The sequence below is a fragment of the Candidatus Hydrogenedentota bacterium genome (assembly GCA_019695095.1).
Lineage (GTDB): Bacteria > Hydrogenedentota > Hydrogenedentia > Hydrogenedentales > SLHB01 > JAIBAQ01.
In genome coordinates, this window is record JAIBAQ010000163.1 from 1 (window position 1) to 13,175 (window position 13,175).

General features: G+C 56.9%; 12 protein-coding genes. 6 read left to right on the top strand and 6 right to left on the bottom strand.

Features of this window, described 5'->3' with window-relative positions; all coding sequences use genetic code 11:
* Window positions 1–199: 199 nt before the first annotated feature.
* The 4 genes from K1Y02_20270 to K1Y02_20285 form a co-directional block, all read right to left on the bottom strand.
* Window positions 200–676 (bottom strand): hypothetical protein, encoded by a 477-nt coding sequence (locus K1Y02_20270; protein MBX7258708.1) that lies wholly within the window; start codon window positions 674–676, stop codon window positions 200–202.
* Window positions 673–978 carry a hypothetical protein gene (locus K1Y02_20275; protein MBX7258709.1) on the bottom strand — a complete coding sequence of 102 codons (306 nt, stop codon included), beginning with the start codon at window positions 976–978 and terminating at the stop codon, window positions 673–675. The genes K1Y02_20270 and K1Y02_20275 overlap by 4 nt, the downstream gene beginning before the upstream one ends.
* A 13-nt stretch (window positions 979–991) precedes the next feature.
* Window positions 992–2,641: an ATP-dependent Clp protease proteolytic subunit gene (locus K1Y02_20280; GenBank protein ID MBX7258710.1), complete on the bottom strand. Its 1,650-nt coding sequence runs from the start codon at window positions 2,639–2,641 to the stop codon at window positions 992–994.
* 161 nt (window positions 2,642–2,802) lie between these two features.
* Window positions 2,803–3,561 carry a ThuA domain-containing protein gene (locus K1Y02_20285; GenBank protein ID MBX7258711.1) on the bottom strand — a complete coding sequence of 253 codons (759 nt, stop codon included), beginning with the start codon at window positions 3,559–3,561 and terminating at the stop codon, window positions 2,803–2,805.
* Window positions 3,562–3,755: 194 nt separating this feature from the next.
* On the opposite strand from K1Y02_20285, the gene K1Y02_20290 reads away from it, so the two are divergent.
* From K1Y02_20290 to K1Y02_20315, 6 genes are all read left to right on the top strand, one after another.
* Window positions 3,756–4,181 carry a hypothetical protein gene (locus tag K1Y02_20290; protein MBX7258712.1) on the top strand — a complete coding sequence of 142 codons (426 nt, stop codon included), beginning with the start codon at window positions 3,756–3,758 and terminating at the stop codon, window positions 4,179–4,181.
* On the top strand, window positions 4,168–5,487 hold the full coding sequence (locus K1Y02_20295; protein ID MBX7258713.1) for a hypothetical protein: 1,320 nt from the start codon (window positions 4,168–4,170) through the stop codon (window positions 5,485–5,487). The genes K1Y02_20290 and K1Y02_20295 overlap by 14 nt, the downstream gene beginning before the upstream one ends.
* A 921-nt stretch (window positions 5,488–6,408) precedes the next feature.
* Complete coding sequence (locus tag K1Y02_20300) at window positions 6,409–7,104, top strand: discoidin domain-containing protein (GenBank protein MBX7258714.1); 696 nt, start codon at window positions 6,409–6,411, stop codon at window positions 7,102–7,104.
* A gap of 167 nt (window positions 7,105–7,271) precedes the next feature.
* A complete protein-coding gene (locus K1Y02_20305; protein MBX7258715.1) occupies window positions 7,272–8,339 on the top strand; it encodes an SUMF1/EgtB/PvdO family nonheme iron enzyme in 1,068 nt (355 codons plus the stop codon).
* 394 nt (window positions 8,340–8,733) lie between these two features.
* Window positions 8,734–9,414 (top strand): hypothetical protein, encoded by a 681-nt coding sequence (locus tag K1Y02_20310; protein MBX7258716.1) that lies wholly within the window; start codon window positions 8,734–8,736, stop codon window positions 9,412–9,414.
* Window positions 9,415–9,427: 13 nt separating this feature from the next.
* On the top strand, window positions 9,428–10,987 hold the full coding sequence (locus K1Y02_20315) for a TIGR03663 family protein (GenBank protein MBX7258717.1): 1,560 nt from the start codon (window positions 9,428–9,430) through the stop codon (window positions 10,985–10,987).
* A gap of 21 nt (window positions 10,988–11,008) precedes the next feature.
* Here K1Y02_20315 and K1Y02_20320 read toward each other — a convergent pair whose 3' ends face one another.
* Together K1Y02_20320 and K1Y02_20325 are read right to left on the bottom strand one after the other, a co-directional pair.
* Window positions 11,009–11,719: a glycosyltransferase family 2 protein gene (locus tag K1Y02_20320; GenBank protein MBX7258718.1), complete on the bottom strand. Its 711-nt coding sequence runs from the start codon at window positions 11,717–11,719 to the stop codon at window positions 11,009–11,011.
* A 96-nt stretch (window positions 11,720–11,815) separates the two neighbouring features.
* Window positions 11,816–12,817, bottom strand: a complete 1,002-nt coding sequence (locus tag K1Y02_20325; GenBank protein ID MBX7258719.1) for a DUF1080 domain-containing protein — start codon at window positions 12,815–12,817, stop codon at window positions 11,816–11,818.
* Window positions 12,818–13,175 lie beyond the last annotated feature (358 nt).

Consider the following 13,175-nt stretch of genomic DNA (forward strand, 5'->3'; position numbering starts at 1 on the left):
ACAACCATGCCTGAATGAACAGATTGAAGAACGTCACCAGTACAACGAGAAACATGATGACAAAGATTCCGACCGCGATGGCGATCAAAGCTACTAAAATGTCCATTCTTCTCACCTCTCTTCGGTTTACAGCCGCGCGATCCGGTGCTGCAGCTGAGCTTCACAAATCTCCGCGCGTGCGGAACGCCTGCGCTCGCAACTACTTGCCTACAGGCTCCACGACAATGCGGTTTCCACTGACCTCTATCACGCGCACGGCAACGCCCGCGTCGATGAACTCGCCATTCGAGACTGCCGTAATGCGCTTTCCTCTCACCATGATCGAGCCCGCGGGCCTGAGCGCCGTGTAGACCTCGCCCAAAGCGCCGACCAATGTCTCATCCGACTCGTCGGACACCCAGCCACTCTCGGGGCTCAATGTCTTGCTGTGTATCATTGCGCGGCCAAACGGCGTCTTGGGAAACATATAGAAACCTACAATCACGCACACGATCGCCGACAACGCCTCAGCCATAATGATCGGTACGGCGAGATCGGGCCGCCACGAAATGGCTATGGCACAACTCGCGACAAGACTGGCCGTACCGAGGATACCGCAGACCAATCCGGGCAAAATCAACTCCGCCATGATCATGACGATACCAATTAGAAAGAACAGTATGGCCCACCAAATCATGACGTGACCTCGCCCGTGCTTTCGAGCAGCGTAAGAAGCTGGCCTATCTCCACGCGTATCGCCTGCACCACCTTCATCTTGTCTGCCGGATCCTTGGGGTCGTTCTCGGCGATATCCTCAAAAGTCTCGATTAAGCCGTGGGTACTCGTAAATAGCTTTCGCGCCTGTTCCAGCAGCTTATTGTAGCGGCGGGCAAACGGAGTGCAACTGTAGTACCCTGCGCCTTGCTGCTGAATAACGAGCATGTCGCTGTGAAGCTGCTGAAGCATGCGAATCAACGATACGCGCACATCCATGGTCATGCCGTCCCCCTTATCACGCGTCTTCCCGAATGCGATCGACAACATAGCGGTTGCCGTTGACTTCGATGATTTCGATTGGCGTGCCTGCTTCAATGAATTCAGCGTTGCACACGACCAGCAGCGTCTGGTCGCCGAAGCGGGCACGGCCTGCCGGGCGCAGCATGCTTGTAGCTACTCCTCGCAGTCCAACGTATTCCTCGCTCTCCGCAGGCGACTGAACCGTATATCCCTTTTCCGGGGTAAGCTCAGCCCCCATGACGATGCGTCTGTACAGCGGCGTCTGCGGCAGATACTTCCAACTCAGAATTACAAAAAGAGTCATGGTAACGAATGCGATGGTAACGGTCATTCCCGCGTCGCGAAGCCGGGCGAATTCCCAACTGTATTGGGGCAATGTGAAGTCGGTGAACGTAAGCGACATGATAAGACCCGCAGCTACACAAATAATGCCAATTCCACCCACCAACCCAAAACCAGGGATGAAGAAGATCTCTACCAAAACCAGACATACGCCAATAATTACGAGGGCGATATCCAACCAGTCGGCCATACCGATCATGTACCGGGAACCGAAGAACAGCGTGAGACATACGATACCAACGACACCGGGGAGTCCAAAGCCGGGCGTCTTCATTTCGAGGTAAATACCGCCCACGCCCAAGAGCAACAGGATACCCGCAACACCTGGACTTGCCAGCCACCCGAAGAACGACTCGCTCCACGACATGTCGATTTCGATGTTGCGCGCGCCTTCCAGGCTGTAGGCGGCTTTGACCTCTTCAATATTGTGAGCGGTCTGCTTGATAAGTCCGTACATCACCGCTTGCTGTGGCGTCAGCGTCAGCAATTTGTCAGCGGTATCGATGATTTCTCCCTGAAGCGGAGTTGCCTCCTCCGGTTGAACCTCGGGCGTTTCCTGCGTAGTTACGCCCTCCGTAATGTCCCGGGCCAAATCCTTGAGCGGCTCGAGCGGAGTGCCTGTCGCTTCGGACAGGGAGTCAATGACTTTCTCAACGGCGGACGTTTCTCCCGACGACGATTTCTCCGACGGCGTCGTGGCACGCACGTCGAACTTGCCGTCGCCGCGCGGAATGGCAATCAGTTCGATGTCCTTATCGACCATGGCCATGCCGATATCGGGATTGTGACCTTTTTCCTCGCCGAGGGCCGCGTATTTGGCGCGAAGAAAGGAGGTCTCCTTTTCACCGGCAGGCATCATCCCTTCTTCGGACATGTACACGACCTGCGATGCGCCAATGTTGGTGGTCGGCGACATGATGATCTCGTCGCAGGCATAGCTGATCAGCGCGCCCGCGGAAATCGCGCCCATGCCGTCCACGAAAGCGATGGTTTTGCACGGCGCCTTGAGTATGGTATCCACAATATTCAGCGCGGAATCGAGGCGGCCACCCGGCGTGTCCAGGATGAAGATAATGGCCTGAGCGTTCCACGCCTTTTCCACGGCCCGCGTCACAAGCACGCTCACGCCATCGTGGATTTCGGAACGGATGGGACAGATGACCACAAACGGGTCTTCGGATTGTGCCTGGAGAGCTGTGGGCGACGCGACGAATAAGGCAAGGAATGACAAACACATGCCGCGCACAAGCCGGCTGTGAAGCAAGACTTTGGAAGTCCTTATTGCGGGCCTCTGATTCATCATTGCATCCACCTAATTCATTTTATGCGCACTGCATTACGCCCGTCAACGAGCCCGCCTGACAGAAGTCGAACGTTCAAAGCAACTTGGGCTGCCCCTGGAGACCCGCTACTTTCAGGATTCTCTGGAACTACGCTCCGTTCGCGGCAACCGAAACGACCCGCTCAGGGCTTCGCCTCGCCATCCTTCTTCGCAGCCCAAAGAATGGCGTTGTGCACCAGTGCTTTAAAGCCTTGGTTGTCATAGCCCTTCTTGTCATGTCCAAGCATGATGTAAGCAACACGCGCCTTCCCGTATTCATGCGACCAACCGACAATCGGTCCACACTTAGGATGCTCCACGCGCAACAGAGGTTTAACGTCTTTGGAGACGTCAAACCCGTTGTACGCTTCGTCGTGCGTGACAAAATTGCTCACACCCTTGGTGATGGGATCGGCGGGATCCAGAATCTGGACGTTTAGATCCTGATCGTGATCGTAGGTGCTTCCTGGACGCACTACTTTCCCATTCTCGACCACGTCGGCAAGGAAGTACTTGCCGCCGATGATGCTGGTGTATTCGGGCCACGCCTGATAACTCGCCAGACAATGATGCAGCGCCACGAGGCCCTTTCCGTCTTCCTTCAAAACGCGGATGAAATTCTGCTTCTGTTCTTCGGTGATTTCCTGAACCATGTCGTAGAGGACAACGACGTCGTAGGCGGCGGCCGCCTCTTTTGTGTACGAATCGTTTGCGGCCGGATGCTGCACCTCCTTCCAGGCAATTCCCTTCATCGAGTCGAACGCAGCAAAAAACTCCGCGCGGTCGAAGTCATGTCCCCCCGTAACGATCAGCACCCGTATAGGTTTCGCTGCATCGTCCGCGAAAACAGGATTCATGACCGCCAAACCCGCCAAACCAACTATCGCCAATCGCGTGAACATGCTTGCACCTCCGCTTCGTCGACTTGAGCCCGGTTCTCGTGAACGTGTCCGAGTATTGCAGCACCGGACCACCGAAGACAATTTGTCCGCACAGCGAGTTCGCGACTCCCTTGCCCTGCGCGTCAGACTTCGGCATCATGTGCCGCCGCGCACGCGGGCTGTCCATCACCTGACGACGCCAGAGGAGTAGCCGGTTGTCAATTCGAAGAATCCTACTCGGCCCCGAAATTTATTGGGGATTCGTCTATCTGATCGTAAGTCTCGTCGCCTCACGAAACGTGCCGCCGACGGAGTCGTTCAGCGCTTCGCTGGAATCATTGTGGTATGCCGTGCCCGTATTTGGAATACCGCTCTCGTTCGTGTTCGTCGCGATACATCGCCAGCGACGCGGATGGCTGTTGGCCCGCACAAACCTTGCGTGCCTGATCGGGCTTTTCTTTACTGCCTTACGCGTCACGAATGCCATCGACTACCAGGACTCGCGCAATTCAGGCGTTCTCGCCGGTTTCGTTATCAGCCTGGGCCTCGGTGTCATCGTCTTAGTTTTCATGAACCTGGTGGCAATCGTGTTTCTCATTCTTGCTCGAAGAAAGGGCGCCTCCTCTAATGCAGACTGCTAAGCTCTGGTTCGACGCCAACCCAATCTTGTATGGCGTTGTGGCAGCCATTGTCATTCTTGTCCTTGTTTGCGGATTGATTTCGTGGATGATGAAGCGGAGCGGTCAATCCCTTCGTCCTATCGTGTTCTTTCTGGTCTTCATGGGTATCGTGGGTGGGCCACAACTGGTCTACCATCTGACCCATCTCAAAGTCCCTGACTTGCCGTCGTCATCCGCCGTAACTCCCCCTCCGAGCAACAATGATCCAGCCACATTACCCGTTATCGAAAACGATACGTTTGCGGATTTGAAGCAAGTCTTTGGTGACGATGTCGACCCGGACCTGATTCGCGATGCAAAGGAGGTATTCCCTGGAGTACTGGACCGTGCATCCGTGGCGCAACTGGCATTCAAAGCGTCTGGCGAGACTGTTCTGGCCGCAGTATTTCCCGACGAGGAGAACGCTACCCAAGCGGCACACAACTACCTGCAATTCTTCCAGCTATCGGAGACTGGCGGAGATGAGCATACGGGATGGATAGCGCAACGTCCTTCGGCTCAGGATTACGTTCGCGTCATTGCCGCAGGACGTATGCTCATGGCGTGGACTGGCGCTGACCCGGAGAAACTCTCTGGCTACCAGGTGGCGGCACTTGGCGTCCTGCCTACCGCCTCCCCCCCGGAGGCTGACCTGCCCATACTTGCTGCCGGTCTCGCACTCGACCGCATGTTTGCTCCGTGGTGGATGAAGGCAGGAGGTCTGGTTCTGAATCTCGCGGCGGCCGTCTGCTGGTTCTTCTGGGGAACCACGTGGGCCTCCAGTTCCAGACCGGCCCCGGGTACACCCCCGGTCTCCGTCGAGGAGCTTCGGTCACGTCTGTTGTCCGTTAATGAAGCCGATTCACCGGTTCAGGTGGAAGCATCCCGCGATGGCAGGACTGTCTATGTGACGTGGCGCTACGCGGATGCCCGTTGGCTAGACCTTGCACGCGCGCGTGGCCTTCGCAGGACGCACCGCCTCTCGCTTCGCCTCGACGAAACACATCACACCGTGAAGGTACGCGAGTTCTGGAGCGAGTTCGATTGGTCGGCGGGCCGCGGCGGCGCGGATATCCGTTGGAAAGCCGCCGTGGGAATCATGTTCTTTCAATACCAGCACGAGCGTGTGCTCGGACTTCAATTCGGTCCCGATTGGAAGCCCACTACTGATCTAACCTACAGCTATACGTTCAACCTTCAAGAACTGAAACAGCCCTTGATCGACGCGGTGGTGCGCAGCGGATGGACCTGGAAACCAATCATGCTTTCGTTGTCGCGGGCGTCGTAAGTGTCCGAGCTTACTGTTCATTCATCCAAGCCGCCAAGCACAAAGGACAATGTCCGCGCGCACCTGGGCGTTGTCGCAGAGAAGGGTGTACCCGCGCATTTTTGACGGGGCAAGGGGGTGTCCGAAGCAACCGAGAGCGGCTGCGACGATTCCAGCAGAATTCCATCGTTGTCTTGCACTCGACCCATGTGAAGGTTGGGAAACGAGTGTCGCAGGCATCTTGCCTGCGTCCGTACTACAGCCGGTCACCTTCTTTGCTCTATTCGCAGAAGGTAGTCTCCAATTCGGCTTATTTCCGTCTCTTCAAGACATGGACTCGTCCACAGTTCCCCGTGTTCCCCGTGTTCCCCGTGTTCCCCGTGTTCCCCGTGGTTTGAAGTCTTTCGAACCTGATTGATCCTGTTATCGGAGTTCATCGGTGTTCATCCGTGGTCGAGTCCCGTTTGGTTGCGGGCTACGCTGCGTCCGTGTTGCCTCTCGCCAGGCTGGGGTGCAACCCCGCGTAATTTGACGATTGAGGGGGGGGGCCGGAGTAATCGTATCTCGTGCAGAGCCGCCGAGGCGCAGGGAGCGACGTGTTGTCCTGAGCCTCCCTGTTGTGGCTGGGTCTCCTGACCCTGCCACTCCTTGCGATCGTAAGGTCTCTACTTCTCTTGTTACTCTGTGAACCACGTGAGAAGGCTCGGGCACTTCCCGCGACTCCGCCGGGGACACCCCGCTCCGCGCAGAGCCGGGGACTTCCTCATGCACGTGATCCTGCATCAGGCGGCATCCCTCGATCCGGCACTCCTTCTGTGCTGCCAAACGTCGAAATACCGTAGGTAGGCGCTTCCGGATCTCGCGATTTTCCGGCCACCCGGATCGTACACACTAACAGGAGACGCAAGCCTACCTGTCTCTTCACCCAGAGGGAGGGCCAACATGAATTCCCAAACTGGAGTTTTGGCAATCTCTATCCTGATGTGTACATGGGCCAGCAGCCTGGAGGCAACAGAATCCAAAACGGAATCCGGTACGGTCCTCGTGCCACTGGCCCTCGAACTCCCGCAACCGAGCTTCAGCGGGACTCCGCTCGTTTACTCCAGCCCCAATTTCGAAGAGCCGGCCTTCACGCGCCGCAAGCCGTTCCTGGCCCCGATCGGGACCATCAATCTTGCGAAAGGAAAACCCGTCACCAGCAGCGATCCCGCCCCGCACTTCGGCAAACTCTCCTTCCTGACCGATGGCGAGAAAGACTTCCACAACGAGTTCCTCCTGGAACTCAACGCAGGAGTCCAATGGATCCAGATCGACCTGGGAGCAACGTCCGAACTCTATGCCGTACTCGTATGGCACTTTCACGCTTCCGACCGCGTTTACTTCGATGTGGTCGTTCAAATCTCGGACGACCCCACCTTCTCAAACAAGGTCACCACGTTTTACAACAACGACCTGGACAACTCCGCCGGACTTGGTTCGGGCAAGGACAAGGAATATGTTGAGAACTTCGAAGGTCGGCTAATCGACGCCCAAGGCGCCCACGGCCGCTACGTCCGCCTCTACTCCAATGGCAACACCACCGACGACACCAATCACTACGTCGAAGTGGAGGCATACGGGAAGAGCCTGAAGGATTGAAGGTCCGATTCAGCGGAAGTCCCCCCACAAGACAAACCCTACAACTATTAATACTGTCACAATATTACAAAAATTCGAGATTGACGCCCTTCGCTATTCGCGCTATTGTAAACTGAATAACCGCAGTAGGGGGTCGTCCGAGTCAATCGGCGACGGGGGATAGTTCAATGAAGCGATCGGCGATGTATCCGGTTGTCGTTATTGCGTTTCTCTCCTTAGTTCCCATGATGGGATGCCCATCACCAGCACGTCCGAATGCGGCATTTCAAGTCAATCCACGCGTCGGTGCAGCTCCGTTGGAGGCCCACTTCACCGATCAGTCCACGGTCAGCAAGGCCAGCATTACCTCCTGGAAATGGGAATTTGGCGACGGGACCACCAGTTCGATACAGAATCCCGTGCATACGTATTCAACGGCAGGCATATATGACGTGAAGCTTACCGTCAAATCATCGGGAGGAAGTGACACTGAAACGAAGACGGACTATGTCATTGCAGACCCGGATGGCGAAACCACGACGCTCCTAAACGGCGAAGTGCCGTTGACCATGGTCTGGGTTCCGGCTGGCTCGTTCTACATGGGCACCAATGCCGGCGAAACCGGCACCAGCGCGATGGAACAGCCTAAACACGAAGTGGAATTCTCCCAGGGATTCTGGATCGGCAAGTACGAAGTCACCAAGGCGCAGTGGAAGGCCATCATGCACACCGAGCCGTGGAACGAGGGCGGAGAGGATCCCTACGATCCCCCATCGTCGCCCGCCCAATACGTGGACTGGTACGACACCCAGACGTTCATCTCCGCCCTCAATACGGCAACGGCGGATACATATCGGCTCCCGACCGAGGCGGAATGGGAGTGCGCTTGCCGTGCAGGCACCACCGGGCGTTTCTACTGGGGCGAAGACGTTGGCGATATCCTGATTGGAAACTACGCATGGTGGGCCGGGAACGCCGGCAACTATGCCCACAATGTCGGCGGAAAGCTGCCAAACGCTCTCGAAATCTACGACATGAGCGGGAACGTCTGGGAATGGTGCCAGGATTGGTACGGAGGCTATCCATCCGTAAAGGTCACCGACCCTACAGGTCCGGGTACCGGAACTTTAAAGATCTTGCGCGGAGGAAGCTGGTATAGCCCCGGCGCAAACTCCAACAGGTCCGCTCAGCGCAACGCATGGGCTCCGGAATCCCTCTACTACGACTTTGGCTTCCGGCTGTGTAAATTCGACTGATACTCCACCAGAGTTCCAGTTCGTGGCATTGCGCCCTCCTTGTGAAGTGGGGGGCGCTTTTTCTGGTCTCTCGCCGCGACGTTTGCCTGTCTCAATTCGTATACCCGTGTAGGGGACGCGAACACAGGTGTTCGTTCGTCTCGACACGGAGGACAACCCATTAAAGACACGATCCCGAAGGCATTGACCCCGGAGGAGGACCAGAGAGTCCGGCCGTGACAAGGTCAGTCGCACACATCCCAAATTTGACTTGGATCTGCCCCAAAAGACATAATTGGGGGGTATGTGAATAACACCCGCCGCTCGTGCGTCTGAATTGGATGCCCACGTTCAGACTAGGGGGCACAGGCATACCGCACGGTTTACTTAGGAGGACGAGATGTTGACTCGCAAAATGACCTTCGTATTGGCCCTGACTCTCGGGCTTGTCGCCGCACTGGGTTTCGCAGGAACGGCCAACGCCGCCGAAGCCGCCGCTTCTGGTAAAGACTTGGCCCCATTGAATATCGAGTTGCCGCAGCCCTACTTCGGTGGAACTCCGCTCGATTATTTCAGCCCGAACCTGGAAGAGAAGAGCTTCAAGCCCCGCGACCCGTTCATGGCCCCGAAAGATGCCACGAACCTCTCCAAGGGCAAGAAAGTGACCAGCAGCGACACAAACCCCAAGCTTGGCAAACTTACCTTTGTCACCGACGGCGAGAAGGGGTATCAGAACGACTACCTGCTTGAGCTCGGCACGGGCGTGCAGTGGGTACAAATCGATCTTGAAAAGACTGCCGAAATTTATGCCGTTCTTGTATGGCACTTCCATGCCGCCGACCGCGTGTACTTCGACGTGGTGGTGCAAGTCTCCGACGACCCCGAATTCACCAAGGGCGTTACGACCATCTACAACAACGACATCGACAATTCCGCCGGTCTTGGCGTCGGCAAAGATAAGGAATACATCGAGACGTACGAAGGCCGTCTGATCGACGCCAAAGGCGCGAAGGGCCGCTATGTCCGCCTGTATTCGAAGGGCAACACCACCGACGACACCAACCACTACACCGAAGTGGAAGTGTACGGAAAGTAAAGCCGACATCTGAATGGAAACAAAGGAATCGCGGCGAATCCCAAACTGGATAGTCCGAATCCTTATCCTACTCGCGGTAGTCGGGGCCTTGGCGCTCCGGCTACCGCGTCTTGATTTACGGCCGCTTCACGGCGATGAAGCCAACCAGGGCATCAAGACCAGCATTTTGCTCGAAGAGGGCAAATATACCTACGACCCCATCGACCACCACGGCCCCACGCTCTACTATCTGGCGTTACCGCTGGCCTGGGCGAGGGGCCAATTCGACCGCCAAAGCCTGACCGAGACCACACTGCGCCTCGAACCTGTGCTGGCAGGCACATGCCTTGTCGCCCTGGTATTTCTTCTGCGCGGCGCCCTTGGAACATGGGCGACTCTCTGGGCCGCTCTGTTCACGGCCGTATCACCGGCACTCGTCTTCTACAGCCGTTTCTATATCCAGGAAACACTGCTCGTCCTGTTCACGTTCACGACACTTGCGGCCGTGTGGCGCTACACGCGAAGCCACGCCGCTCGATGGCTTATCGTGGCGGGCGCGAGCGCGGGACTCATGCATGCCACGAAAGAAACGTGTGTACTTGCTTTCGCGTCGATGGCCGGAGCAGCGGTCCTAACGTTCACGTGGGTCCGCCTGCGCGACGGGCGATTCCTCTCCCTTCGGCCACATCTTCGCCCCCTGCCCATCGCAGCCGCGGTTGCCGCTGCAATTGTTCTGTCAGTCGTCTTCTATTCCTCTTTCTTCACGAATGGACGCGGGGTGCTCGACAGTATTCTCACCTACGCCAATTACGCGCATAAAGCTGACGGCAGCCATATCCACGACAAGCCGTGGTATTACTACCTAAGGTTGCTCATTCTCACTCATAACGGAGCCGGACCTTGGTGGAGCGAGGCTCTAATCGTAGGTTTAGCCGGGTGCGGGGCTGTCTTTGGACTGTGCCAGAAGAACGGCAATCGCCTGATTCAGTTTCTCGCGTTCTACACCCTGCTACTAACCGCGGCCTATTCAATCATCGCCTATAAGACACCCTGGTGTGCCATCAATTTCCTGCAACCCATGGCACTTCTGGCGGGCTTTGGCGCAGTCAACCTCATCGTCGCCGTACGCCCTCTCATACCCACAGGGGTGACCATCGCGCTGCTTCTGGCAGGCGTGTGTCACCTCGGCCTTCAAACCTATCGCGCCAACTTCGAGTACTTCGCCGACCCGCGCAACCCCTACGTGTACGCGCATACCTCGACCGCGCTCGTAAAGATGACGGATCGCGTGGAAGATATCGCCAAGATCAGCCCCGAGGGCCGCGGACTATTCATCCGCGTAATCGCGCCCGATGGCGACTATTGGCCCTTGCCGTGGTATCTGCGCCGATTCTCGAAAGTGGGCTATTGGCCGAACATACCTGAGGACTGCGACGCCGCGCTCATCATCGCGCCCTCGACGCTCTACCCCCAAATCGCGCCGCATTTGCGCGATGAATACCAAACTCAAACCTACACCCTTCGCCCGGGAGTGTTCCGCTTGCTCTTCGTACGGAAAGACCTCTGGGATGAGTTCATGAAGACGCGCGTCTGAAGTCAATCCTATCCGGTAACGTTACCGGTACAGTCCCCTGACATCCTTCAGACGTATGCTCACGGCTTCCGCAACCATTCGCGCCGAATCCGTTATCGGATTCACCGTGGTCTTCTTGCTGTTGCGCCAGCGGACGGGAACCTGGACCACACGCATACCATGTTTGGCCGCGATGTACAACAACTCCACGTCAAAACCAAACCCCTCAATGGTCTGACGAGTAAACACGATCTCGCAGGCCGCGGCGCTGAAACCCTTGAATCCACACTGCGTGTCGCGGAAATGAGTAAGTCCCAGTGCCCGCAGAATAACGTTGAATATGCGGCCCATGTTCTCGCGATACCACGCTTGATGCGACTGCACTTCGGATCCGGGCATCGCGCGCGACCCGATGACAATGTCCGCTCCTGACTTAAACTGAGGCCATAACTTCTCAACTTCCTCTATGGGCGTGGATGCGTCCGCATCGTAGAATACGCGATACGCTCCCCGGGCTAAACGCATTCCGGCACGTACCGCATGCCCCTTGCCTCGATTGGGCGAATAGGTCTCAAGCTTCACCCACGGAAAGTCCTCTCGAACAATATCGGACGTCCGGTCGGTGCTTCCGTCATCAACCACAATCACTTCCCAGTCGTACGCCTGCGCAGTCACGTATTCATGGATGTGTGCCAGCGTCTCCCCTATACGCTGTTCCTCGTTATAAGCAGGAATAACCAACGAAAAATACAAAACCTATACCCCCTGCCGGACTTGTCTTGACCGGTATGACGAATCGGAAGGCGAATGGAACGGGGAAGGCGAAGAAACGCCTTCCCCGCGCGTACCTTAGCCGAGTGGTTTCAACCAAACATTGCGGAAACGTACTGCATTGCCGTGGTTCTGAAAATAGAGCGGCCCCGTGGCTGCCTCTTGATCGGACACGCCGCCGGGTGTCGCGCTGTTCAACTCCAAGTTCTCGTGAATGGTTATCCCATTCTGCACCACGGTAATCGTGGCGTTCTTCGTCTTCTTGCCTTCGGCATCGAACTGCGGCGCGTTGAAAGTAATGTCATACGTCTGCCATGTGAGCGGAGGCAGACAGGCGCTCACTTTGGGAACCGCCTGCTTATAGATACCGCCGCACAAGTTGTCCGCAGGTTCCAGCCCGAACGAATCCAGCACCTGGATTTCGTAGCGTCCCTGAACATACACGCCGCTGTTGCCGCGCGCCTGGCCGCGCTCCTTGGGCATGAACGGCGTGCGGAACTCTACGTGAATCTGCGCACTGCCAAAGGCCTCCTTCGTAACGATTCCGCTGCTGCAGACTTCGGCGGCGCCTTCTTCGACAATGTTCCACTTCAGAGGATACGCGTCCCACGCATCCAGCGTCTTACCATCCATCAGGACGACGGCGCCCTCGGGAGGTGCTTGCCCAAGCGTGGGTGATTTGATCTCAGCACGCTCGAGCGCAAAGTCCGACAACTCCTTCTTCTTGCCCAATGCGCCCGTCAACTTGCCTTTGTCCAGAATCGCCTTGAACTCCACCTTACCGTCAAATTGGACAGAACCCTTGCCAATCGCCGGCTCTCCCTTGGAGGGAGACAAGGCCTGCATCTCTACATGCTTTGCATCCTTTCCGGCTTCACCAACGACGAGTATGACGTTCCACGACTCGCCTCCCTTCTGCGGCCCTTCTGCCACAACCAGGGCTGACACCGGACTCGTCTGCAAGGGACCCGAAATGAACTTCCCTCGATAGACCCCCATGATCCCATCATCGTCCTCGCCGACCGCTCCCAACGTTCCTATCAAAGCCGCCATCAAACCGATGAACAGTACCCGCCACATCGATTTCCCCTCCGTGCTCGTACCGAGCAATTTTCTGTCTTGGCATCGACTCTCCCCTCGAGAATCGACCAACAGACTCGCACGTCTATTCCGCAAGTGTACCAAGGGGGGATGGCTAGATGCACTTGCACGCAGTACGTCGATCTCCATAGACATAAAGCTGGGCGGCGAGCCCCTTCGCGGAGCCCGCCGCCCAGTCGCTGAACCTCTGAGGTAAGATGTTAGTTGAGAGGCGATGAGGAGACCGTTACCGCGCTGCCGTCTGCCGTGAACCGGATGACGCCCGATTCATCGACGAAGTATTGGCGGTAACCCGTCCGGCCTGCCGCTGCCGGGGTCGCCGTGCAGGTGTATGCCG

Bases quoted from the DNA above. Each gene is read 5' to 3' on its own strand.
- K1Y02_20325 (MBX7258719.1), bottom strand. From the start codon at position 12,817: ATGTGGCGGGTACTGTTCATCGGTTTGATGGCGGCTTTGATAGGAACG.
- K1Y02_20285 (MBX7258711.1), bottom strand. From the start codon at position 3,561: ATGTTCACGCGATTGGCGATAGTTGGTTTGGCGGGTTTGGCGGTCATG.
- K1Y02_20315 (MBX7258717.1), top strand. From the start codon at position 9,428: ATGGAAACAAAGGAATCGCGGCGAATCCCAAACTGGATAGTCCGAATC.
- K1Y02_20280 (MBX7258710.1), bottom strand. From the start codon at position 2,641: ATGATGAATCAGAGGCCCGCAATAAGGACTTCCAAAGTCTTGCTTCAC.
- K1Y02_20295 (MBX7258713.1), top strand. From the start codon at position 4,168: ATGCAGACTGCTAAGCTCTGGTTCGACGCCAACCCAATCTTGTATGGC.
- K1Y02_20270 (MBX7258708.1), bottom strand. From the start codon at position 676: ATGATTTGGTGGGCCATACTGTTCTTTCTAATTGGTATCGTCATGATC.
- K1Y02_20300 (MBX7258714.1), top strand. From the start codon at position 6,409: ATGAATTCCCAAACTGGAGTTTTGGCAATCTCTATCCTGATGTGTACA.
- K1Y02_20310 (MBX7258716.1), top strand. From the start codon at position 8,734: ATGACCTTCGTATTGGCCCTGACTCTCGGGCTTGTCGCCGCACTGGGT.
- K1Y02_20305 (MBX7258715.1), top strand. From the start codon at position 7,272: ATGAAGCGATCGGCGATGTATCCGGTTGTCGTTATTGCGTTTCTCTCC.
- K1Y02_20275 (MBX7258709.1), bottom strand. From the start codon at position 978: ATGACCATGGATGTGCGCGTATCGTTGATTCGCATGCTTCAGCAGCTT.